Origin of the sequence: Tenacibaculum holothuriorum (assembly GCF_002120225.1) — a bacterium.
In the GTDB taxonomy this organism is placed as follows: domain Bacteria; phylum Bacteroidota; class Bacteroidia; order Flavobacteriales; family Flavobacteriaceae; genus Polaribacter; species Polaribacter holothuriorum.
In genome coordinates this window covers 15,674-39,579 of the sequence record NZ_LAPZ01000015.1, presented here as the reverse complement: position 1 = coordinate 39,579, position 23,906 = coordinate 15,674, and the positions used below count along the sequence as shown (strand labels likewise).

General features: G+C 28.5%; 21 protein-coding genes. 19 read left to right on the top strand and 2 right to left on the bottom strand.

The window, feature by feature from the left end; translation table 11 throughout:
- Positions 1-50 precede the first annotated feature (50 nt).
- From rnpA to purD, 17 genes are all read left to right on the top strand, one after another.
- Complete coding sequence (gene rnpA / locus WH52_RS13320) at positions 51-434, top strand: ribonuclease P protein component (protein WP_086031457.1); 384 nt, start codon at positions 51-53, stop codon at positions 432-434.
- On the top strand, positions 421-2,046 hold the full coding sequence (locus WH52_RS13315) for a S41 family peptidase (RefSeq protein WP_086031456.1): 1,626 nt from the start codon (positions 421-423) through the stop codon (positions 2,044-2,046). The genes rnpA and WH52_RS13315 overlap by 14 nt, the downstream gene beginning before the upstream one ends.
- Positions 2,047-2,087: 41 nt before the next feature.
- A complete protein-coding gene (locus WH52_RS13310; protein ID WP_086031455.1) occupies positions 2,088-3,767 on the top strand; it encodes a DUF6909 family protein in 1,680 nt (559 codons plus the stop codon).
- Between the two features lie 3 nt (positions 3,768-3,770).
- On the top strand, positions 3,771-4,805 hold the full coding sequence (locus tag WH52_RS13305) for a hypothetical protein (protein WP_086031454.1): 1,035 nt from the start codon (positions 3,771-3,773) through the stop codon (positions 4,803-4,805).
- A 25-nt stretch (positions 4,806-4,830) separates the two neighbouring features.
- Positions 4,831-5,949, top strand: a complete 1,119-nt coding sequence (gene gmd, locus WH52_RS13300) for a GDP-mannose 4,6-dehydratase (RefSeq protein ID WP_086031453.1) — start codon at positions 4,831-4,833, stop codon at positions 5,947-5,949.
- A complete protein-coding gene (locus WH52_RS13295; protein ID WP_086031452.1) occupies positions 5,950-6,873 on the top strand; it encodes a GDP-L-fucose synthase family protein in 924 nt (307 codons plus the stop codon).
- Entirely contained in the window at positions 6,873-8,030 is a 1,158-nt protein-coding gene (locus tag WH52_RS13290; protein WP_086031451.1) for a DegT/DnrJ/EryC1/StrS family aminotransferase, read from the top strand. Before WH52_RS13295 ends, WH52_RS13290 begins: the two co-directional genes overlap by 1 nt.
- Before the next feature lie 11 nt (positions 8,031-8,041).
- The gene (locus tag WH52_RS13285) at positions 8,042-9,292 is read left to right on the top strand and encodes an oligosaccharide flippase family protein (RefSeq protein WP_086031450.1); all 1,251 of its coding nucleotides are present in this window, start codon (positions 8,042-8,044) and stop codon (positions 9,290-9,292) included.
- Between the two features lie 28 nt (positions 9,293-9,320).
- The gene (locus WH52_RS13280) at positions 9,321-10,268 is read left to right on the top strand and encodes a class I SAM-dependent methyltransferase (RefSeq protein WP_086031528.1); all 948 of its coding nucleotides are present in this window, start codon (positions 9,321-9,323) and stop codon (positions 10,266-10,268) included.
- A gap of 6 nt (positions 10,269-10,274) precedes the next feature.
- The gene (locus WH52_RS13275; RefSeq protein ID WP_086031449.1) at positions 10,275-11,033 is read left to right on the top strand and encodes a glycosyltransferase family 2 protein; all 759 of its coding nucleotides are present in this window, start codon (positions 10,275-10,277) and stop codon (positions 11,031-11,033) included.
- 3 nt (positions 11,034-11,036) lie between these two features.
- Entirely contained in the window at positions 11,037-12,194 is a 1,158-nt protein-coding gene (locus WH52_RS13270; protein ID WP_086031448.1) for a glycosyltransferase family 4 protein, read from the top strand.
- Positions 12,191-13,471: an O-antigen ligase family protein gene (locus WH52_RS13265; protein WP_086031447.1), complete on the top strand. Its 1,281-nt coding sequence runs from the start codon at positions 12,191-12,193 to the stop codon at positions 13,469-13,471. The genes WH52_RS13270 and WH52_RS13265 overlap by 4 nt, the downstream gene beginning before the upstream one ends.
- A complete protein-coding gene (locus tag WH52_RS13260) occupies positions 13,446-14,546 on the top strand; it encodes a DUF1972 domain-containing protein (RefSeq protein ID WP_086031446.1) in 1,101 nt (366 codons plus the stop codon). The genes WH52_RS13265 and WH52_RS13260 overlap by 26 nt, the downstream gene beginning before the upstream one ends.
- An 809-nt stretch (positions 14,547-15,355) precedes the next feature.
- The gene (locus WH52_RS14835; RefSeq protein ID WP_143592179.1) at positions 15,356-15,931 is read left to right on the top strand and encodes a hypothetical protein; all 576 of its coding nucleotides are present in this window, start codon (positions 15,356-15,358) and stop codon (positions 15,929-15,931) included.
- A complete protein-coding gene (locus WH52_RS13250) occupies positions 15,924-17,285 on the top strand; it encodes an exopolysaccharide biosynthesis polyprenyl glycosylphosphotransferase (RefSeq protein ID WP_086031444.1) in 1,362 nt (453 codons plus the stop codon). The genes WH52_RS14835 and WH52_RS13250 overlap by 8 nt, the downstream gene beginning before the upstream one ends.
- 7 nt (positions 17,286-17,292) lie before the next feature.
- The gene (locus WH52_RS13245) at positions 17,293-18,054 is read left to right on the top strand and encodes a glycosyltransferase (RefSeq protein WP_086031443.1); all 762 of its coding nucleotides are present in this window, start codon (positions 17,293-17,295) and stop codon (positions 18,052-18,054) included.
- A gap of 54 nt (positions 18,055-18,108) precedes the next feature.
- Entirely contained in the window at positions 18,109-19,383 is a 1,275-nt protein-coding gene (purD, locus tag WH52_RS13240; protein ID WP_086031442.1) for a phosphoribosylamine--glycine ligase, read from the top strand.
- Positions 19,384-19,416: 33 nt separating this feature from the next.
- Here purD and WH52_RS13235 read toward each other — a convergent pair whose 3' ends face one another.
- Together WH52_RS13235 and WH52_RS13230 are read right to left on the bottom strand one after the other, a co-directional pair.
- Positions 19,417-20,460 carry a sensor histidine kinase gene (locus WH52_RS13235; RefSeq protein WP_086031441.1) on the bottom strand — a complete coding sequence of 348 codons (1,044 nt, stop codon included), beginning with the start codon at positions 20,458-20,460 and terminating at the stop codon, positions 19,417-19,419.
- Between the two features lie 71 nt (positions 20,461-20,531).
- Positions 20,532-21,230 (bottom strand): response regulator transcription factor, encoded by a 699-nt coding sequence (locus tag WH52_RS13230; RefSeq protein WP_086031440.1) that lies wholly within the window; start codon positions 21,228-21,230, stop codon positions 20,532-20,534.
- 194 nt (positions 21,231-21,424) lie between these two features.
- On the opposite strand from WH52_RS13230, the gene WH52_RS13225 reads away from it, so the two are divergent.
- Positions 21,425-23,311: a T9SS type A sorting domain-containing protein gene (locus WH52_RS13225; RefSeq protein WP_086031439.1), complete on the top strand. Its 1,887-nt coding sequence runs from the start codon at positions 21,425-21,427 to the stop codon at positions 23,309-23,311.
- A gap of 61 nt (positions 23,312-23,372) precedes the next feature.
- Positions 23,373-23,894: a DUF4442 domain-containing protein gene (locus tag WH52_RS13220; protein WP_086031438.1), complete on the top strand. Its 522-nt coding sequence runs from the start codon at positions 23,373-23,375 to the stop codon at positions 23,892-23,894.
- Positions 23,895-23,906: the final 12 nt, after the last annotated feature.

The following is a 23,906-nucleotide window of genomic DNA, read 5'->3' as shown; positions in this document are numbered from 1 at the left end:
AATAACTAAAAAAAAGGTTTTTTATTAGGGTTTCCGTATGTTTGTATGTAATGAGATTTACTTTAGGAAAAGACGAACGATTAAAAAGTCGCAAACTAATTGGGAGATTGTATGAAGAAGGAAAAACGCTTAAAGTTTTTCCACTACGAATGGTATATTTACAAACCGAACATACTTCTAAATTCCCAACTCAAGTAGGGGTTTCGGTACCCAAAAGGAATTTTAAAAAAGCGGTAGACAGAAATCGAATTAAACGTTTAATGCGTGAAACTTATCGAAAGGAAAAACACACAGTGTATTCGGCAACTAATAAACCGTATGTATTTATGATTTCTTATATTGCAAGAGAGGAATGGAAATATGCTGATATAGAGCATAAAATGAAGAAATTATTAAACCGTTTTGTAGAAGAAATTACCAATGAAGATGATTAAAAAAACAGGAATTATTGTTGGAGTATGCTCTTTAGTACTTCTTTTTTCTTTTCAATCTCGTTTTTTTGAGATTGCCAAACAAATTGAAATTTATAACAATCTTTTTAAAGAATTAAACATTAATTATATTGATGAGATTAATCCTGGAGAGCTTACTAGTAAAGCTATTAACAATACTTTAGAAAACTTAGACCCTTATACTCGATTTTACAACGAACAACAAGTTGAAGATGCTCGTATTAAACGAGAAGGAGAATATGCTGGTATCGGAATTTCATCGTATTACACCAAAAAAGGAATTATAGTAGCAGGAGTTCATAAAGGTTTTCCTGCGGATAAAGCTGGCATAAAACCTGGTGATTTAATTACTGTAGTTAACAATCAAGAGTTAAAAGATTTAGAAAAAGAACAACTTTCTGAAACGTTAAAAGGAACTCCAGACACACCTATTTCTCTGACCATAAATAGAAACGGCTCTTTAAAAAACCTTTCTTTAAAATTAGATAAAGTTACTATAAGTCCTGTTCCTTTTTATGATATGATTGACGATGAAACAGGTTATATTGTCTTAACAAGCTTTACTGTAGCCTCTTCTTCCGAAGATGTAAAAAAAGCTTTTAACGAGCTAAAAGAAAAGGGAATGAAAAAGCTTGTGTTTGACTTGAGAAACAATCTTGGTGGTTCTTTATTTGATGCGATAAATATTGTGAACTTCTTTATTCCGAAGGGAAAAAAAATTGTAGAAACAAAAGGGAAGATTAAAAAGAATAGTCGAGTTTATAAAGGAAGAATTGATCCGATAGATACTGAAATTCCTATTGTAGTATTAATTAATGGTCGTTCTGCTTCTGCATCAGAAATTGTATCAGGCGCTTTACAAGATTATGACAGAGCTGTGGTAATGGGAGAGCGTTCTTTTGGTAAAGGTTTGGTACAACGTGTCTTTCCGCTAAACTATGGAACGCAAATGAAAGTTACTATTTCTAAATATTATACTCCTAGCGGACGTTGTATTCAGGAATTAGATTATGCAAACAGAGATGCAAAAACTGGCAAAGTTCCTAAATTTTCTGACGGAACAGTAAATAGCTTTAAAACCGAAAACGGAAGGACAGTCTATGATGGCGGTGGTGTAACTCCAGATGTTGCTATTAAATATTCAACGAAAACTAAAGAAACTGAAAAACTTTTAAAATCGAGGGCAATCTTTGGGTATGGTAATCATTTTATCAGAAAAAACCCAAGCATTTCTCTAAACACGTTCACTTACAACGCTAGTAACTTTAACGATTTTAAAAACTATTTACTTAAACAAGACACTACTTTTGTTACCAAACAAGAAGCTTTATTTAAAAAAGCGTATAAAGTAAATAAGCAAAAAGAAATTGATGTAGAATACACGGCTTTGCTTCAAAAATTAAAAGAGAACAAAGTAAAAAAGATTGCTACAAATGAAGATATTTTGATTGAAAAAATTCAAAACGAAATTGTAGAACAACTTTTTTACAAAGAAGGCGTTTACAAACATCAATTCTTAAACGATAATACAATTAAAAAAGCCGTTTCTTTACTTAAAGATACTAAAAAGTACAACCAAATTTTAAGTAAGTAAGCTCCATACAATATTTGTATATTTGACTTTTAAAAACATATATGTCGAAACCTAACCAAAAAGAACGCACAAGAGCACAAGAATCTACCAATGCAATTGAAAAATTATACATTTCAATGCGCCACTTATTTAGTAGAGGGTTCTATAAACCAATGGGAGTTTCTGGAGAAACATTACGTAAATCGTTATTACAATTACGTCCAGAAATTTATGGCTCAATTGCAGAAGATAAAACAGAATTAAACGGATTAATTTACATTATTGAAAGATTACCAGAAGGTATCGAAGAGTGTCAATTTATCTATTTAACAGCAGATGAAGGTTTTCGTAATTCGAAATTTAAAGCTATTGTTCCTCCAAAACGTAGGAGAAATTGTTATCGAATTGACAAAGACCAAATGAATATTGAAATAACAAGAGGTCGTTCTGAAATCTATGATATTTTAACGCATTTAACGTTTTTATTTATCGAATCTCATAAAATTAAAGATCGTGTTACGTTAAAAGATGGAGGTAAATTCATTAGAGAATGGACTCATTTAGAAGATGTTGTTATAAACAACAAACAGCTTTCTGAAGAAGAAAGAGATGTTATGATTGTTCATTTAGGTAATATTTTAGGACGAACTTACGATGAAGTATACGATGTTTATAATCAGTTTGCTTCAGAAGAAAATCCGAATCGTTTCTTGCATTTAATTTATTGGTTAGGAAAATTAGCAATTAACGAAACTCTTTATGACGAAAAACGTTCTGTAAAATTCAGTTCTGTTTTAATAGAAGAAATCGGGCATCACTTTTACGGAGAAATTTGGGCAAATGACATTAAAAAAGTTTTGTTAGAAAACGAGTTAATTCACCGTCCTATTCATATTATTAGTGCCAATATGCATAGTGTAATGAACACCATTTATGCACAAAACGCATTACCTAAAGAAGCTAAAAACAAACCAGGTTTCGAACTTTATGAATTGTTAAGTAACTCGAATAGTAAACCGTTACAAGTAGCAGTAAAAAATTATGCTTCTGAAAATGGATTGATTTATGTGAAAGACCGCTCGGGTACTAACATAAATGTGCAAGTGATAGACACTGATAAAATCGATTTTAACCATTCTCAGTTCGAAAAAGTAAATTCTGAAGGGCAAAAGCCTGTTATCATTGTAATGGATTATGCTTTTGGTGAGCAAGCTTTTGAAACTATGGATGAGCTTTTAAAACCTTATAAAACTAATTCAGAAGATATTTACTTAAATGTAGAATCTGTTTCTATCATGGGTAAAGCAGGAATTTTAGAAGGAGGAAAAGGAGATATTATGATTCCTTCTGCTCATATTTTTGAAGGAACTGCAGATAATTATCCATTCGAAAATGAGCTTTCTAAAGAAGATTTAGAAGGATTTGGAGTTAGGGTTTTTGACGGTTCAATGGTTACAGTATTAGGAACCTCTCTTCAAAATAAAGACTTATTGAAATTTTTCCACGACTCTACTTGGAATGTTATCGGTTTAGAAATGGAAGGAGCTCATTATCAAAAAGCAATTCAATCTGCTTCAAAAATTAGAGGTACAGTAACAAAAGATATAAAAGTACGTTATGCTTATTATGCATCTGATAATCCGTTAGAAACTGGAGCTACTTTAGCTTCTGGCGGATTAGGAATGAGTGGAGTAACACCTACATATGCAATTACACAAAAAATATTAGAACAGATTTTTTAAGCAATGTCAAACAAACCAAACAACGAAGAAGAAATAGACTTAGGTTCTCTTTTTGTAATTATTGGTAGAGGTTTTTCTAAATTGTTCCAGTTTATTGGCTCAATTTTTAAACAGCTTTTCCATTTTTTAATAACTATTTTACTGTTTTTAAAAACAAATGCTATAAAACTAGGTATTGCTGCTATTATAGGAGCAGTAATTGGTACTTTTTTAGAGTTTAGTGGTGAAAAAAAGTTTGGCTCAGATCTTCATGTTCAAACTAATTTTGAAAGCGCAAGACAGTTATATAATAATGTTTTGTTTTACAATGACTTAGTTAAACAAGAAAAACACGATTTATTAGCTGAAATTTTTAAAATTAGTGATGAAGAGGCACAATCTTTAAAAAAGTTTACTATTGATCCTGTTAAAAACAACAATGATATTATAACCTCTTATGACGAATTAATTCTTTCAGTTGATACGTTGACCGTAAAAAGCTTTTCTTTTTATGATTTTAAAAATGCTTTTACCAAGTATAACTATAAAGTGCATGTAATTCAAGTTCAGTCTACAAAAAATGATGTTTTTTCAAGATTAGATGATATTATAATTTCTGCAATTACAGAAAACCAGTATTTTAATAAATTAAAAGAATTAAATAACGAAAACTTAAACAGAACAGATTTAATTCTGCGAAAAAACTTAGCGCAAACAGATTCATTACACAAAGTATATAAGGATGTTCTTTTAGAAGAAGCTAAAAAAACTAATTCGGGAACAAATATAGACCTTGGTAATGGTCAGCAAAGTAATAGAGAATTAGAGTTATTTAGAGCCACAAGAGAACTAAACAAAGAGTTAAAAAAAGTTAGTGATGATAAAGCTGAAAAATCTGAAATAATAAATGTAGTTTCTAACTTTCAGCCAATCGGTTACGAAATTAAAGGTATTTCTAAAAACAAAGCTGTACAGCTTTCTTTAGCTTTGGTAGCTTTTACAATTTTAATTTTATTACTTATTCAAGTAAATTCTTTTTTAAATAACTATAAAAAGTAAAACTTACTTTTTTATTTGAATTTCTATGAGAAAAATCGCTTTAATAACTGGAATAACTGGGCAAGATGGTGCATATTTAAGTGAGTTTTTACTTAAAAAAGGATATGAAGTACATGGTGTTAAAAGACGCTCATCTAGCTTCAATACACAAAGAATAGATCACCTTTATCAAGACCCTCACGTAGAAAACAGAAACTTCTTTTTGCATTATGGTGATTTAACAGACGCAACAAATTTGCTTCGAATAATACAAAATGTTCAACCAGATGAAATCTACAATTTGGCGGCAATGAGTCACGTTCATGTTTCATTTCAAACACCAGAATATACAGCAAATGTTGATGGTATGGGCACTCTAAGACTCTTAGAAGCAATAAGAATTTTAGGACTTGAAAAGAAAACGAAGATTTATCAAGCTTCAACCTCAGAATTGTATGGTAAAGTTCAAGAAGTTCCGCAAACAGAAACCACTCCTTTTTATCCTAGAAGTCCATATGGTGTAGCAAAAATGTACGCCTATTGGATTACGGTTAATTATAGAGAAGCTTATGATATATTTGCTTGTAATGGAATACTATTCAATCATGAATCTCCTATTAGAGGCGAAACTTTTGTAACTAGAAAAATAACTAGAGCAGTTGCAAAAATTGCTTTAGGTCTTCAAGATAAATTTTACTTAGGTAATTTAGATGCTCAAAGAGATTGGGGGCACGCAAAAGATTATGTAAGAATGATGTGGATGATTTTACAAGCTGATACTCCTGAAGATTGGGTTATTGCTACTGGAAAAACGACTAAAGTTAGAACCTTAGTTGCTGAGGCTTTTAAAAACGTAGGAATAGAAATTGAATTTAAAGGTTCTGGCAAAGAAGAAAAAGGATTCATAAAATCATGCTCTGACCCAAATTATCAACTCGAAATAGGTAAAGAAGTTTTAAATATTGATCCAAATTATTACCGACCTACTGAAGTAGATTTATTAATTGGTGATGCCTCTAAAGCAAAAACAAAACTTCAATGGGTTCCAGAATATACTTTTGAAGAAATGATTAAAGAAATGGTTGAAAATGATGTAAAACTAACTCAAAAAGAAATATATCTTAAAGAAGGCGGTTTTGATCAAAAAAACTATTATAAAAATTAAATGAAGATACTCGTAACAGGTGCAACTGGTATGGTAGGTAGGAATATTATTGATTTTGCAAAAAATATTCCTTCAATAAAAATTCTTGCTCCCTCAAGCAAAACATTAAACCTACTATCTTGCGAGCAAACCGCTGCTTATATAAAAGAATATCAACCTGATTTAATAATTCATGCTGCTGGTTTAGTAGGAGGTATTCAAGCCAACATGGAAAACCCTGTTGATTTCTTGGTAAAAAATACCGATATAGGTAGAAATATTATTTTAGCTGCCAGAGAGCAAAAAGTTAAATACTTTTTAAACCTTAGCAGTTCTTGTATGTATCCTAGAAATGCTCAAAACCCATTAAAAGAAACCTTAATTTTAAAAGGAGAGTTAGAGCCTACAAACGAAGGTTATGCAATTGCTAAAGTGTTTTCAACTAGGTTATGTGAGTATATTTCAAGAGAAAACTCTTATTTTGAATATAAGACTATAATCCCTTGTAATTTGTATGGAAAATATGATAAATTCTCTCCTAAGAATTCTCATATGATTCCAGCTGTTATCAAAAAAATTATTGAAGCCAAAGAACAAAAAAAATCAAGTGTAACTATTTGGGGAGATGGTACAGTAAGAAGAGAGTTTATGTATGCCGAAGATTTAGCAGATTTTATTTTTTATGCTATAGAAAACTTTAGCAACTTGCCTCAAAATATAAATGTAGGTCTTGGTTTTGATTATACTATTAACGAATATTATAATACTATTGCAAAAATAGTTGGTTATAAGGGTGAGTTTGAATACGATCTCACTAAACCCGTTGGAATGAAGCAAAAGTTAGTAGACGTTTCTCTTTTAAGAGAGTTTGGTTGGCAACACAAAACTTCACTCGAAGAAGGTATTCTTAAAACTTATGAATTCTATCTTAAAAATTACAATTAATGAAATATCCTTTAGCATCATCATCATGGGATCATAAAGAATTAGATGCCATTCAATCAGTAATTAATAGAGATATGTACACTATGGGAAAAAGTGTACTAGAATTTGAGCAACAATTTGCAGAATATGTTAATTCTAAATATGCAGTAATGGTTAATTCAGGATCATCTGCAAATTTATTAGCTGTCGCAGCATTATTTTACACTAAAACTCATAAGCTCAAAAGAGGAGATGAAGTAATTGTTCCTGCGGTTTCATGGTCTACTACCTACTACCCTCTTTATCAATATGGATTAAAACTAAAGTTTGTTGATATTGATTTAGAAACTCTAAACTTTGATTTAGATGCTTTAGAAAGAGCTGTAACAGAAAAAACAAAAATGATTTTTGCTGTTAATTTATTAGGAAATTCTAATGATTATAATAGAATAAATAAAATTATAGGTTCTAATGACATTATTCTTCTTGAAGATAACTGTGAGTCTATGGGAGCAGAATTTAATGGAAAGCAAACCGGAACTTTTGGTCTTATGGGAACATACTCTACTTTCTTTTCTCACCATATGGCTACTATGGAAGGTGGACTAATTTGTACTGATAACGAAGAATTATATCATATTTTATTATCAATTCGATCACATGGTTGGACTCGCCATTTACCACAGGAAAATTCACTAGTAACTAAATCTACCAATCCATTTGAAGAATCTTTTAGATTTATTCTACCTGGTTATAATGTTAGACCAGTTGAAATGAGTGGTGCTATTGGAATTGAACAATTAAAAAAACTTCCTTCTTTCATAGAGACAAGACGAAAAAACGCACAATATTTTCAAGAATTATTTCAAAAACATCCTGATTTTTATATTCAGAAAGAAATTGGTAACAGTAGCTGGTTTGGATTTAGTTTAATTATAAAACCAAATTCGAAATTAACTAGGGAGGTTGTTGTAAAAAAACTTCAAGAAAACCAAATAGATTGCAGACCAATTGTTACTGGTAATTTTGCAAATAAAGAAGTAGTAAAATACTTTGATTATGAAGTTTTTGAATCATTAAAAAACGCTGATTATATTGATAGGAATGGTCTTTTTGTTGGAAACCATCAAATTCAATTAAAACAAGAAATCGAACATTTATATAAAGTTCTATCTTAACTTTTAAATAAATGGTTTCTAAAGGAATAGATATATTTAATAAATATAAAATACTAATTAAAAACTTTGGTTATTTAACTATAATAAAAGCTTTTAATTTAATACTCCCTTTAGTTATTTTTCCATACTTACTTCAGGTATTAGGAGCTACCAATTATGGTTTTGTTGTATTTGCTGAATCTATTGTTGCTTATTTTGTGATTTTTATTGGTTTTGGTTTTGCGTTATCAGCAACAAAAGAGGCTTCTATTCATAGAGACAATCCTAAAAAACTAAATGAAATTGTTAGTAATGTCTATACAATTAAGGGAATTCTTTTTTTTATAAGTGTTATATGTGTTTTTTGTTTTTCTAATTTGTTTTTTGAACAAAAAGAATATCAAATACTACTATTAATTACCATGCATTTGGCTTTGTATGAATTTTTATTTCCTTTTTGGTTTTTTCAAGGAATAGAAAAGATGAAATATATTACATATTTAGACCTTATTAATCGTTCTTTTTTTGTCGTTTTAATTTTAGCATTTATAAAATCACCTGATGACTTTATCTTGGTTCCTACTTTACAATCTATTGGATCTATAATATCAATTATTCTTTCATTTTACATTTTATACAAGAAGGAGAATATTCGGTTTGTAATGCCTAGTATTTCTAGTTTAACTCAATATACTAAAGAAAGTCTATTGTACTTTACCTCAACTATTTCTATTCAAATTTTCACAAACTCTAATCGGTTTTTAATAGGTTCTTTTATTGGAGTATCTAGTTTAGCTTACTATGACATAGTTGAAAAAATAATTAAAATACTATCAGTTCCTACTACAATATTTCGTACGGTTTTAATCCCATATGTTAATAAAACAAAAGATAAAAAAATAGTTAGAACCGTAACTAAAATAATGACCCTAAGCTCAGTTCTTATCATAATAGGAGTATGGTTATTTGCCAATCAAGTTATTTACTTTTTAACTAAAGAACATAACCTTAAAACTATTTATTATTTAAAACTCTACTCTGTTATTATATTGTTTTATAATCTCAGTAATTATTATTTAGTAGTTAGTATAAATGCCTTTGGTTATCAGAAACTATTTATGAAAATGATGTTATCTTCGGTTGTTTTATATTCATTTTTAATATTAATTATTTTTTTTAACAACCTATTTTTTGTCGATTACTTTATACTAACCCTAATAATTGTAGAATTATTCATAGTCTGTGCAACCTACTATATTTCGTACAAAAAGAAGTTATTATAAGCTTTTATTTGGTTTAACCTTTTTTATTATGATTAAAATAATAAGTAAATTATTAGATTTATTACTCCTCCCTTTTATCATTCCTTCTGCAATTGTTTTTAAATTTGTTAGGCGAGTTGGTTTACACAGACTTTCTCTATCTAAAAAAGTCTTATTGAAAATAGGTGTTTTACCTATAACCAGTCATTATTACGACCCTCTATTTTTAAAAAAAGATTTACAAAAACCTCTCGATCAAGAACGTAATTTACCCGCTATAGATTGGAACGTTAAAGAACAACTTAATTTACTAAATAGCTTTTCTTATGCTGAAGAGTTTAATGGTTTTTCTAATAGTTTTGTAGATGAGCTAACATTTCATTTTAACAATAATTCTTTCTGTTCTGGTGATGCAGAATATTGGTATAATATCATAAGACATAAAAAACCTAATCGAATTATTGAAATAGGCTCAGGACACTCTACTAAGATAGCAAGAAAAGCAATAGAACGGAATAAAGAATTAGATAACAACTATAATTGTGAACACATTTGTATTGAACCTTTTGAAATGCCTTGGTTAGAAAAGTTAGGCATAAAAATAATACGAGAAAAAGTTGAAAATGTAGACCTTAGTTTTTTTACAACTTTGCAAGAAAATGATATTTTATTTATCGATTCTTCTCATATTATTAGACCTCAAGGAGATGTACTATATGAGTTTTTAGAAATTTTACCCTCTTTAAACAAAGGAGTTATAGTACATATACACGATATTTTTTCTCCAAGAAACTATCTTGAAGAGTGGGTTTTTGGCGAGTATAAACTCTGGAACGAGCAATATATACTTGAAGCCTTTTTAACATCAAATAAAAATTGGCGTATAATTGGTGCATTAAACTATTTAAAACACAATTATTACAACGAATTATTAGCACAATGCCCTAGATTAACACCAAAAAGAGAACCTGGTTCTTTTTATATTGTAAAAAACTAACTATTCATGAATCCTTTATTTAGCGTAATTACAGCAAGTTATAACAGTGAAAAAACCATAAAGGAAACCATAACATCTGTTCTAAATCAAAACTATACTAATTTTGAATATATAATCATTGATGGAAACTCTACTGATAACACCGTAAATATTATAAGAGAATTTGAACCTATTTTCAAACAAAAAAACATTAGTTATAAGTGGATAAGTGAAAAAGATTCTGGTATTTATAATGCTTGGAATAAAGGACTAAAATTAGCTATTGGAAATTGGATTGCCTTCTTGGGTTCTGATGATATATATTTAGAAAAATCCTTAGAAAAATATGCTAAAATAGCTATTTCAAATCCAGAAGCTGACTTAATAACTTCTAAAGTAAAACTAATAAACAATAACAATAAAGTAAAACATATTTTTTCAAAGCCATGGCGATGGAATGAATTTAAACGAAATATGAAAATAGCTCATGTTGGTTCTTTTCACAATAAAAAATATTTTGAAAAATATGGAATTTATAACGAAACCTATAAGATAACAGGAGATTATGAGTTATTATTGAGAGCAAAAGACAAATTAAAACCCCTCTTTATTAATGAGTTTACTGCGGAAATGAAAGACGGAGGCGTAAGTAATAATTTTGTTATAAAAGCTTTTAAAGAAGCTAAGAGAGCTAAAATAGAAGCCGGAGAAGTAAATCCGTTTATAGCATCTATCGAATTTATCTTTTCTTTATTAAAATATTATATTTCAAGACTCATAAAGTAAATAATGAAAAACATACTCTTTATTCATCAATCAGCAGACTTATATGGCTCTGACAAAACACTTTTGTTTCTTGTTGAGTCTATAAGAGATACAATAAAACCAATTGTAGTTGTTCCTGAGGTTGGTCCCTTAACTGAGGAGTTAAAAAAAAGAAATATTGAAGTACATGTTTTACCAGTAATAAAAGTTTCTAGAAAATTATTTACTAGTTTCGATATAATTAAATTACCTTTTCAAATATTAAAAGCCCAACGTATTTTAAGAAAAAAGATTGGTGACAGAAAAATTGATATTATTCATTCAAATACTTTAGCAGTATTTCTTGGTGCTCTTTATAGTAAAAGATATAAAATTAAGCATATTTGGCACGTTCATGAAATAATAAAATCACCAATAATTATTGCAAAAATTTATCCTTATATACTTAAAAGGTATTCTGATTTTATTGTTTTTAATTCTAAAGCTTCAGCTGAACATATATTCTCTTATATACCAAAACTTAAAAAAAAGTCTCAAATAATTTATAATGGTTTAGATAGAAGTATTTCTTTCTCTTCTAAGGAAGAACAAGAACAAATTAGAAAAAACCTTTTTAAAACCATTAATGAATCCTCAATAATAATTGGCCTTATAGGAAGAATAAACAAGCACAAAGGTCAAAAATTATTACTTAATGCTTTTGAAGAATTAAAAAAACAACATGATAATATTTATTTATTATTTATTGGTTCTACTATAAAAACTCAAACGTTTTTGCTTGATGAGTTACAAAATGAAATTAAAATTAAAAACCTTGAAAATCATGTTACCACTATAGATTTTCAAAAACAGCTTTGGCCATTTTATGATTGTATTGACATTGTACTTGTACCAACTACAGACCCTGAACCATTTGGGTTAGTAGCTGTTGAAGGCATGCTGTCTAAAAAACCCGTTATTGCTGCTAATCATGGTGGTTTAAAAGAAATTGTTGTTAATAAAAAAACAGGTTTGCTCTTCAAACCTAATAACATTTCTGCTTTAAAAGCGTCTATAGAATCATTAATAACAGCTAAAGATTTAATAAAACTGTATGGAGAAGAAGGAGAAAAAAGAGCTAAAACTGAGTTTTCTCTGAACAATTACGTTCAAAAATTTAAAACTTTATATAACTCATTTTGAAACTATCTTTAAAAAAAATATGGGCTATTCTTTTTATAATTTCTATAATTATACAAAGAGAAATTGCATCGATAGAAGTAAATACAGTTATACTAACAGTGTTTACTATATTCTTTTTAATAATTAATAAAGGAAAAATATTAAGGCAAGATTTAGAACTATTATCTTTTCTAGTGATAATAATTTTGATTGGTATTATTTCAGCATTATTTAACAAACCAACGACATACGATTTTATACGAGATTTAATTTATTTTACCAAACCACTCATTTTAATCCTATTAGGTTATTTTACTGCAAGAAGTATTAATGATTGGAGAATTATTATTAAAACTATAATTTATTTAGGGTTTACCTATGCAATCTATCATATTTTACACACTATAATTTTTACCGATTTTAGTAATACTTCTGTAGCAAATATTAGAAAAATAAATGGTCTTTCTAATGTTATTGAAGTTTATGCTATAGCTTTAGTAATTCTAGGTTTAAAAACACCTTTTTTTAATGTTATAAAAGGTAAGAACTCCAAAACAATCATCCTAACAACATTAGTATTGTCTTTTATTTTATATTTTTCTAGAACAATGTTTGTTAGCCTAATATTCTTAATATTAGGAGTATTAAATTATTTAAAGTTAAATAAAAAAGGGTTAAAATATTTAGCTATTACAGCTATATTTTTTATCGGTTTATATGCATATTTATTCAGTATAGAAATTAAAAGAAATGGTGATACTATTGATGGCTTCTTGTACAAATTAAAGATTGCTCCAAGTGAAATTTTTTCACCTAAAATAAATTTAAATGACCACGCACAATTATGGGATCATTGGAGAGCTTATGAAGCATATTGTGCTTTTCAAAGCCTCAACCAAACACCTGTAAGTTATTTTAATGGTAAAGGCTTAGGTGCTTTGGTAGATTTAAAGTTTGCAGCCCCATTAAGTAGTGACGGAAATATAAGGTATATACCAATTTTACACAATGGTTATGTTTTCGTTTTATATAAAACAGGTATTATCGGTTTAATATTATACCTTATTTTTTTAGTTTATTTGTACTATCAAGCATATAGAAAAACAAAAAGTATAGAAGTTAAAACTTTTGGTAATATATTATCGGCAACAGCTTTTTACTTAATTTTTTCTTCATTAATAATTACAGGTTTGTATAACCTAAAAGAAGAAACAGCAATTTTATTAGGTGTTTTTTTATATTTAAAAACTAGTAGCGTTTTAAAAAGAAAATATGAAAATAGGAATCATTGGAACTAGAGGAATTCCCAATCATTATGGAGGATTTGAGCAATTTGCTGAATATTTATCTGTTTTTTTAGTTGAAAAAAATTGTGAAGTTTATGTATACAATTCTTCAAACCACCCTCACCAAGAAAAAACCTATAAAAACGTACATATTGTACATTGTAATGACCCTGAAAAAAAAATGGGAACCATTGGGCAATTTATTTATGACTTAAACTGTATTCTAGACACAAAAAAAAGAAATTTAGACATAATCCTTCAATTAGGTTATACAAGTAGTTCTATATGGTCATTTTTATTTCCTAAAAAGCCATTAATAATAACCAATATGGATGGTTTAGAATGGAAACGAAGTAAATATTCTTTTTTTGTACGACAGTTTTTAAAATTTGCGGAAAGATTAGCTGTAAAAAACAGTCATTTTTTAGTATCAGATTCTATTGGTATAAAAAAATATATAGATAATAAATACAATAAGAAGTCTAAATTTATTGCTTACGGAAGCAAAATAGTATCCAATGTAGATGAAAACATATTAAAAAAGTACCAACTAAAAAAGTTTGGTTATAATATGCTAATTGCAAGAATTGAACCTGAAAACAATATTGAAACAATATTAGATGGTGTTGTTGAAAGTAAGGCAACTAAACCTTTCTTAGTTATTGGTGATTATACCAAAAATAAATTTGGAAAAAAGTTAAAAGAAAAATACAAAGCCTATAAAAACATTATTTTTTTAGGTAGTATTTATAACTTAAACGAATTGAACTGTTTAAGACATTTTTGTAATTTATATTTCCATGGACATTCTGTAGGAGGCACCAACCCTTCACTCTTAGAAGCAATGGGGTCAGGTAACTTAATTATTGCCCACAACAATATTTTTAACAAAGCTGTATTAAAAGAAAATGCCTATTACTTTTTTACTTCTGAAGATGTAAGCTTTTATATAAAAAATAAAGAGAGATTACAAGAGGAAACTAAAGTACTAAACAATAAAAAAAGAATAATGACTGAATATGATATAAATAAAATTAACAGTGATTATCTTTCTTATTTTCAAGAGTGTCTAAATCTAAACAATTAGTTTGTTTCAATTTGATGTGAAGTTTTACCGTATGCTATAATTTTTTTATTTCTTATTACAATTCCAATCTTATACTCAGTCGGAAAGAGGAGAGATAGTTTATCTGAAAAATATGTGAATTATTATTTTATTATTATAATTGAACTTAATATTAATATATGCTACAAAAAGCACAACATAAAAACCTCTTTAGTTTATTTATTCTTCTAATAATTTGTTCTTTACCGCTTCCTCATAACATTAATAATATTTTTTATTTTCTATTTATACTTTACACTGTGTTTTTTGCTGTAAAATATAAAATTAAGCCTCGTTTCAATAGAGTAATTATTACTTTTATTTTCTTATATATTTTAATGACTCTATCTTACTTATGGTCTATAGATAAGAATTTAACTTTAAAAGGAATTGGTAATAAATCTGCTTTATTTATTATTCCTTTGCTATTCTCTTTTATCCCTAAATTTAGTAGCACTCAAATTCGGAATATTTTTAAATATTTTTCTTATGTATTAGTTCTTTATGCTTTGTTTTTTATAACAATAGGCTCTATAAACTATCTTTCTTCAAACGATATAAATGTCTTGGCTAAACATGAATTAGTGAGCCCTTTAGGTTTAAATAGAATTTACGTTTCTTTATTTACCATTGTAGGTGTTTTTCATCTTATTTATAATGAAAAAAAGACCTTTACTAATAACGTTTTACTTTCTATTCTTATCATTTTCTTATTATTACTAAGTTCTAAGAATATTATTATTACATCCTTAATCTCATTAGTCTTATTAAATTCAAAAAGCTTAGTTTCTTTGTCTAAAACAAAACTAACTATATTATCAATTCTCCTTTTTGTTTTTAGTTTTCTATACATAAATAATAACCCTGCATTTTATACAGAATTAATTCCTAAAAAAATTAAAGAGGTACTTGTAAAAAAAGATTTTGAAAAAAACTATTACTTTAATGGTTCCGAGTTACGAATACTTTATACTCGCTTTTTATATGAATTTGAAGAAGAAGACCACATTTTTTTTAAAGGATATGGATTAAATGCAACACAAGAAAAACTAAATCAAAAGTGTAATGAGTATAGAGTTCCTGAGGGATATGGAACAACCTTTAATTTTCATAATCAATATAATCAAACCATGGCCGAAATAGGTTTCTTTGGCCTTTTGCTTTTACTTATAATATTGTTTCTAAGTTTCAAAAATGCAGTTCATAAAAAAGATAAATTTACTATTACTGTTTTTATAATTTTTGCATCCTTAATGATAACTGAGAGCATTTTAAATAGACAAAGGGGGATCTATTTTTTCAGTATTATTTTTTTACTTTTACTAAATACTAAAAAGCCTATAAGTAGTACTAACCCTAATGATTAAAAAAGAAAAAAAAAGGTCTTTATTAATTAAACCTCTAACAGTTTTTATTGATGTATTAATCATTAATGTAATTGTTTATTTTGTTGGTGATAAAGAGTATTTAAATTTTACTTTTTTATCATACATCACTTTTTTTTGGTTACTTCTATCCTATTACACCAAATTTTATAATGTTTATAGGTATACACATATTACAAAATTACTTACGCTTCTTTTATCTCATTTTTTTGTTTTTACCTTAGCATATCTAAGCTTTTTTAGTGTTTTTAAAGAAGGAAAAATTATTAATAATCAAGTATTAATTTACTCACTTATTATTAGTAGTATAATCTTTATAAAGCTTTTTACTTTTTTCTTATTAAAACTCTATAGATTAGAAGGAAAAAACTACAGAAACATTGTTGTTCTTGGAGGAATTAACTCTGCAAAAAAAATTGAAAATTTATTTAATGAACGTAATGATTTAGGTTATCGTTTTTTTGGTTTTTTTTCTGATAAAGAATACAAATCAAAATCATATTTAGGAAAACATGATGATGCTTTTAATTATATAGTACAAAATAATATTGATGAAATTTATTGTGAATTTTCAAAGTTTAATGAAAAACAATTAATAAATATTAGAGAGTTTGTAGCTAAGCAAAAATTAGAACTGAGAATAATACCAAAAAGTAAAGCTATTTATAGTAAAGATTTTGTTTTAGAACACTATGGTACTATTCCTATATTAAAGCCCAAACCACTACCTTTTGAACGAGTAGAAACACATATAATTAAAAGAGTTTTTGATATTATATTCTCTTTATTTATCTGTATTTTTATACTATCTTGGTTATTACCTATTTTAGCATTTCTCGTTTTAATTGATTCAAAAGGGCCTTTGTTTTTTAAACAAAAAAGAGATGGATTAAATGGAAAACAATTTTATTGTTATAAATTAAGATCCATGAGAGTGAATGACGATGCTGATAAGATTTCAGCCACAAAAAATGACGATAGAGTAACAAAGATTGGTTCTTTTCTAAGAAAGACTAGTTTAGATGAGCTTCCTCAATTTTTTAATGTTTTAATCGGAGATATGAGTACTGTTGGTCCAAGACCACATATAAACATTCAAACCAAAAAATACACCAATGAAGTAGAAAATTACTTGATAAGAAACTCTGTTAAACCAGGAATTACAGGCTTAGCTCAAATTAGTGGTTATAGAGGAGAAGTAATTAAAAAGTCGGACATTGAAAACAGAGTTCGGTTAGATATTTTTTACATCGAAAATTGGTCTTTCTTCTTAGATGTTAAAATAATTTTTCAAACAATTTTTAATTTTCTAAAAGAAGAAGAAAAAGCCTACTAAATAAATAATGGAAGATAAATTAATAATAACCTGCTCTATTGTTTTATTCAAAGAGAATTTAACAGGACTTCACAATACTATTAATTCTTTTTTGCAAATCCCACTCCCTAAAAAGCTTTATTTGATAGACAACACATCAACTAAGTTTTTTGAATATGTTTTTATTGATAAGGATATAGAATATGTGCCTATTGAACAAAATATAGGATTTGGTTCTGCCCACAATAGAGTAATTAATCAAAAGAACCTCAATTCTAAATATCATCTAATTTTAAATCCCGATGTGTCTTTTAAAATAGGGGTGATAAGTAACTTAATTAAGCAGTTAGAAAAAAACGAAAAACTATCTATGATAGCTCCAAAGGTGTTATATCCTAACGGGAGTTATCAAAATTCATGTAGAAGATATCCATCTGTATTAGAACTAGCTTTTAGACGAGTTAAAATTTTTAAAAAAATTGTAAATCATGGAATTTATAATGATAAAGATTTAACTCAACCTTTTTGCCCTGAATATTTAACAGGTTGTTTTCACCTATATAAAACTGAAGATTTAGTCGCTTTAAAAGGATTTGACGAGCGCTATTTTTTATATATGGAAGATGTAGATATTTGCAAAAAAATTGATGCTTCTGGTAAACAAAAACTATATCATCCTAAACAAGAAATTGTTCATGTTTTAAAGCAAGGATCTTCTAAGAGTATAAAACTCTTTTTTATTCATTTAATTTCAGCCATAAAATATTTTAGAAAATGGGGAATTTCTTAAACACCCTTTTGCTGATAGTGATATATTTGCAAACACAACAACACAACACAAACAATGAATATTTTAATTTTAGGTTCAGGTGGTAGAGAACACGCCTTTACTAAAAAGCTTTCCGAAAGTAACAAAATCAATCAATTATTTGTTGCTCCTGGTAATGCAGGTACCGCTCAAATAGCAACAAATTTAGACATTAATCCAACCAATTTTTCTGAAGTAAAAGATGCTGTTTTAACAAACAACATACAAATGGTTGTTGTAGGGCCAGAAGCTCCTTTAGTAGCTGGAGTTCACGATTTCTTTTTAAATGATATTGAGCTAAAACATATTCCTGTTATTGGTCCTAAAAAAGATGGAGCCTTATTAGAAGGGAGTAAAGATTTTTCGAAGCAGTTTATGGAAAAACACAACATTCCTACAGCCCGTTATCAATCATTTACCAAAGAAACTTTAAGTAACGGATTCATTTTTTTAGAAACCTTAAACGCTCCGTATGTTTTAAAAGCAGATGGATTAGCCGCAGGAAAAGGAGTTTTAATTTTAAACTCATTAGAAGAAGCTAAAAAAGAACTTGAAGAAATGCTTACCAATCAAAAATTTGGAGAAGCATCTACCACAGTGGTTATCGAAGAGTTTCTAGATGGAATTGAACTTTCCGTATTTGTTTTAACCGATGGTAAAAGCTATAAAACACTTCCTTCTGCTAAAGATTATAAGAGAATTGGTGAAGGTGATACTGGTTTAAACACAGGTGGAATGGGAGCAATTTCTCCAGTTCCGTTTGCTAATCAAGAGTTTTTAAACAAGGTCGAAGAACGCATTATTAAGCCTACTATTGAAGGGTTACAAAAAGATGGAATAGATTATCGTGGATTTATTTTTATTGGATTAATGAACGTAAACGGAGATCCTTTTGTAATAGAATATAACGTTCGTATGGGAGATCCAGAAACCGAAGTAGTTTTACCTAGAATTCAATCAGATTTATTAGACTTATTTGAAGGTGTTGCTCAACAAACATTACATGAAAAATCTTACGAAGTAACTTCTCAAACTGCCACTACAGTTATGTTAGTTTCTGGTGGATATCCTGAAGCCTACGAAAAAGGTAAAGAAATTAAAGGTTTTAATTCTGTAGAAGATTCTATTGTTTATCATGCAGGAACAACAATTAAAGACGGAAAAACTGTTACAAGTGGCGGACGTGTAATGGCAATTACTTCTTTAGGAAATTCAATAAATGAAGCTTTAGAAAAATCATATAAAAACATCAACAAAATATCTTTTGATAAAATGAATTATCGAAAAGATATCGGATTTGATCTACAATAAAATAAAAAAGGAGTTTCTAATAAAACTCCTTTTTTATTGTGCTTTTTCTAAAGTAAATGAAAACTCAGAACCTTCTCCAAAGGTACTTTTTAAAAGAATGGTTTCATTATGGGCTTCAATAATGTGCTTTACAATTGATAATCCTAAACCAGAACCTCCTTGTTCTCTAGATCTACTTTGGTCTACTCTATAAAACCTTTCAAACAATCTTGATAAATGTTCTTGTTTAATACCTTCACCATTATCAGCAATTTTAATAATGAATTTGTTTGAATTATAATCATCAATACTTACCGTGGTAATACCATCAACCTTACCGTATTTTATAGAGTTTACAACTAGATTGATAAGTACCTGCTCAATTCTTTCAACATCACCTTTTACAAAATGTGGAAACTCATAAATTCTATCAAACCTTAATGTAATTCCTCTTTTCTTAGCTTTCATTTCAAATAAGTCAAAAACATTTTGAATAAGTTCAAGAATATTAAATGTTTCAATATTCATTTTCATTCCTTCAGTTTCTAACTTAGCAATCATATCTAAGTCTTTAATTATAGACGTTAATCGCTCAACTCCTTTATTAGCTCTTTCTAAATATTTAGTTCTAATTTTCTCATCTTCTGCAGCTCCTTCCATCAAGGTTAAAATATATCCTTGTACAGTAAACAATGGTGTTTTTAACTCATGTGCTACGTTTCCTAAAAAGTCTCTACGAAAAGAATCTCGTTGATTTAAATGCGCAATTTCTTCACTTTTACCTTCAACAAATTCTTTTACTGTTTTGGTAAGTGCTTCAATATCTGTAGTTACTTTTTTACGTTCTAAATCATTAATATTCAATATTGAAATTTCTTCGTAAAGTTTTTTAATTCTTTGATAGATAAAATGTTCTGCTCTAAACTGAATTATAAAAAACGACACAACATACATTATCATTCCAAAAACAATAACAGTTCCTATTCCTAAAGATTTTACTAAAAACAAATAGGAAAGTAAGGCTATTAGCATCGACAACAACGTTGAATATAACGCTGACCACAATGCATATCGATATGTTTTTTTTATTTTTTTCATGTTACTATATTCTATAAAACAAAAGTAGATTGCCTTATAAGCAATCTACCAAATTTACACCTTTATATTGTTTATTTTTCGGCTCCTTCAAGTACAAATTTGTACCCTACTCCTTTTACTGTTTTAAAGTATGAGTCACCGATTTTTTCTCTTAGTTTTCTAATATGTACATCTATAGTTCTACCTCCTACAACAACTTCATTTCCCCAAACACTGTCTAGAATTACTTCTCTTTTAAATACTTTCCCTGGTTTAGAAGTTAACAATGAAAATAATTCAAACTCTTTTCTTGGCAAGGTTATTTTGTTATCGCCCTTAAAAACTACGTATTCGTCTCTATTAATAACAATATCACCAATTTTAGTTGTAGTATCAGACTTTTCTTCAGTTTTTAAACGACGAAGTAATGACTTTACTTTACTAACTAAAACCTTTGGTTTTATAGGTTTTGTAATATAATCATCTGCTCCTGCATCAAACCCTGCTACTTGAGAGTAATCTTCTCCTCTAGCAGTTAAAAAAGAAATTATCGTATTCTCTAAAGGTTTAATGTTTCTAATCTTTTCACAAGCTTCTATCCCATCCATTTCTGGCATCATAATATCCAGAAGTATTAAATGCGGATTTACCTTTTTAGCAGTTTTAACTCCTTCTATTCCGTTGTTAGCAGTAAATACTTGATATCCTTCCGATTTTAAGTTGTAACCAACTATTTCTAAAATATCTGGTTCATCATCAACCAATAAAATCTTAATATCGTTAGTGTTCATATTGTTTTAGTTAATTATGAATCCAAAAATAACGATAAAATAACAAAAATCTATCGTGGCTAGGTAACTTAACGTACATTTAATATTCTATTAAAATTAGGAGTTAATTCCTGTTTTTTTTGCTTCTTAACCTTATCTTAAAACATTCATTGTATAAGTTTTATATCTTTGTTAGGATAAATAAACCTTATTTTATGAAAAAAAATTACTTTTTTACTTTATTACTAACCTTAGTTATTAGTTCTGTTTCTTTGGGGCAAACGTTAATTAACGAGAATTTTGACTATGGTGCATCTGCTGGAGATTTAACTGCTGTAAGTAGTGATGTATGGAGTTCTCACTCTGGCACAACTGCTGTAGCTTATTCAACAACAAGTTTATCAATGGCTAGCTATCCTTCATCAGGAGTTGGAGGTTCAGCTGTTATAGATCCTTCTAAAAGTCAAGATGTTAATAGAACATTTACTGCTGTTTCATCTGGAAATTTATATGCTGGCGCTTTAGTTAAAGTTACAGCTGTAGGTTCAGGGAATTATTTTATGCATTTTAGAACTACTTCAGGATCTTTTTTTGGGAGGCTTTATGCTAAAAAAAGTGCTTCAGATAAAGTTTTATTTGGAATTAGAGAAGGAGGAGGAGATACTGTTTATGGTACAACAGAATATGATTTAGACACAACTTATTTAGTAGTTCTTAAATATGATTTTACAGCTGGTGCTGCTTCTGTTTATGTATTATCAGCAGTTGCTAATACTGAACCTGGTACACCAGAGGCTACTGTTGATAATGGATCTAATGCTTCTGACTTAAATCAAATTGCATTTAGACAATCATCTAATATTCCTAATGCAGTAATTGATGGAATTCGTGTTGCTACTACATGGAACGACATAATGACTCAATCAACTAATCCTTCAATAAGTATTACAGCTCCAACAAATAATACTGAATACGCTCCTAATGTAACTCAGGCGGTTGTTAAAATGTCGGTAGAAAACTTTAATTTATCTGCAGATAATGGTTCAGGAGATAGTGATGGATCTGGAGCTGGGTACATTAAGCAAACTTTAGTTACTGGAGGAAATACAACAGTTCAAAAAGCCTTTACTGCTAATGATGTTACTATTGATATGGTTGCAGGACAAAGTTACACTGCAACAGTAGAGTTAGTTGATAATAGCGGAAATTCTTTAAGCCCTGAGAAAAAAGCTACCGTTACTTTTAGTAGGGCTGCTTATACACAAGTAGCTAATTTAGCTGCTTTACGTGCTGCTGATGAGGATAAATATTATGAAGTAACTGGACAAGTTGTTTTAACTTATAATACAGGTAACAGCAGAAATCAAAGATATATTCAAGATGCTACAGCTGGTATTTTAATTGATGATCCAGACAACGTAATTACTACTACTTATAATCCTGGTGATGCAGGAACGGGATTACGTGGTAAACTAAGCTCTTTTTCAGGAACTAAGCAGTTTATTCCTACTGAAGACCCAGGAACTCCAGATGCAACTGGTCAATCTTTTACAACAACAACTGTTTCTTTAGAAGATTTAAAAGCAAACATTAACGATTACGAATCTGAATGGGTAAAAATTGAAGTTGCTACTTTCGATGATGCAGATGGTACAAAGGCATTTGAAGCTGGTAAAAACTACAATATTTCTAACAACGGAGAAACTATGGTCTTTAGAACTAACTTCTCTGGAGCAGATTTTATTGGAAATGTAATTCCTAGTGGAACTCATATGATTACTGGTATTGCTGGTAGATTTAACTCAACAGTTCAAATCTATGCAACAGAAGCTGCAGGAATTGTTTTAGGAACTGAAGAAAATACTATTAAAAACTTTGGTGTTTTCCCTAACCCAGTAACTGGAGATAATGTTACTATTAGAACTTCTTTACAAGAAAACTTAGATGTAAAGATTTACAATATTTTAGGAAGAAACGTTTTATCAACTAAATTAACGCCTAATAATAAAACAGTAAATGTTTCTGGTCTTAATACTGGAATTTACTTATTAAAGGTTGTTGAAAATGGTAAAACAGCGACTAAAAAATTAGTGATTCGCTAATTTTTACACAAAATACAATTAAAAAGCTCCGAATTTTCGGGGCTTTTTTTATTTTAGAAGCATGTATAAAGCACTATCAAACATAGCAAAGAAGTTTTTTTCTGAAGCTCAGATTTTTAAATACGGATTCAATATTTCTCCTATGTATCGAAGGTCGACAGGAAAAGTAATATCGATAACTGATGATTTAAAAGAAGTAAAAATTAAAATCCCGCTAAGCTATAAAAACAAAAACTATGTAGGTAGTATTTTTGGGGGTAGTTTATTCTCTGCAACCGACCCAATTTACATGATTCAATTACTTAATATTTTAGGAGACAATTATGTAGTTTGGGATAAATCTTCTGAAATAAAATTTAAAAGACCTGCCAAAACCAATGCTTATGCATCCTTTGTTTTTTCTGATGAAGAAATAGAAGTTATAAAACAAAAAGTAGCTGATAAAAAAGAAATTGACATTGTAAAAACTTTACATATTGTTGGCGAAAACGATACTGTTTTCTGTGAAGTATCTAAAGTTATTTATGTAGCTGACAAAAACTATTACAGAGAAAAGCGTAAACTAAAAAAACAGCGTAAATAATAATAAGTTAAT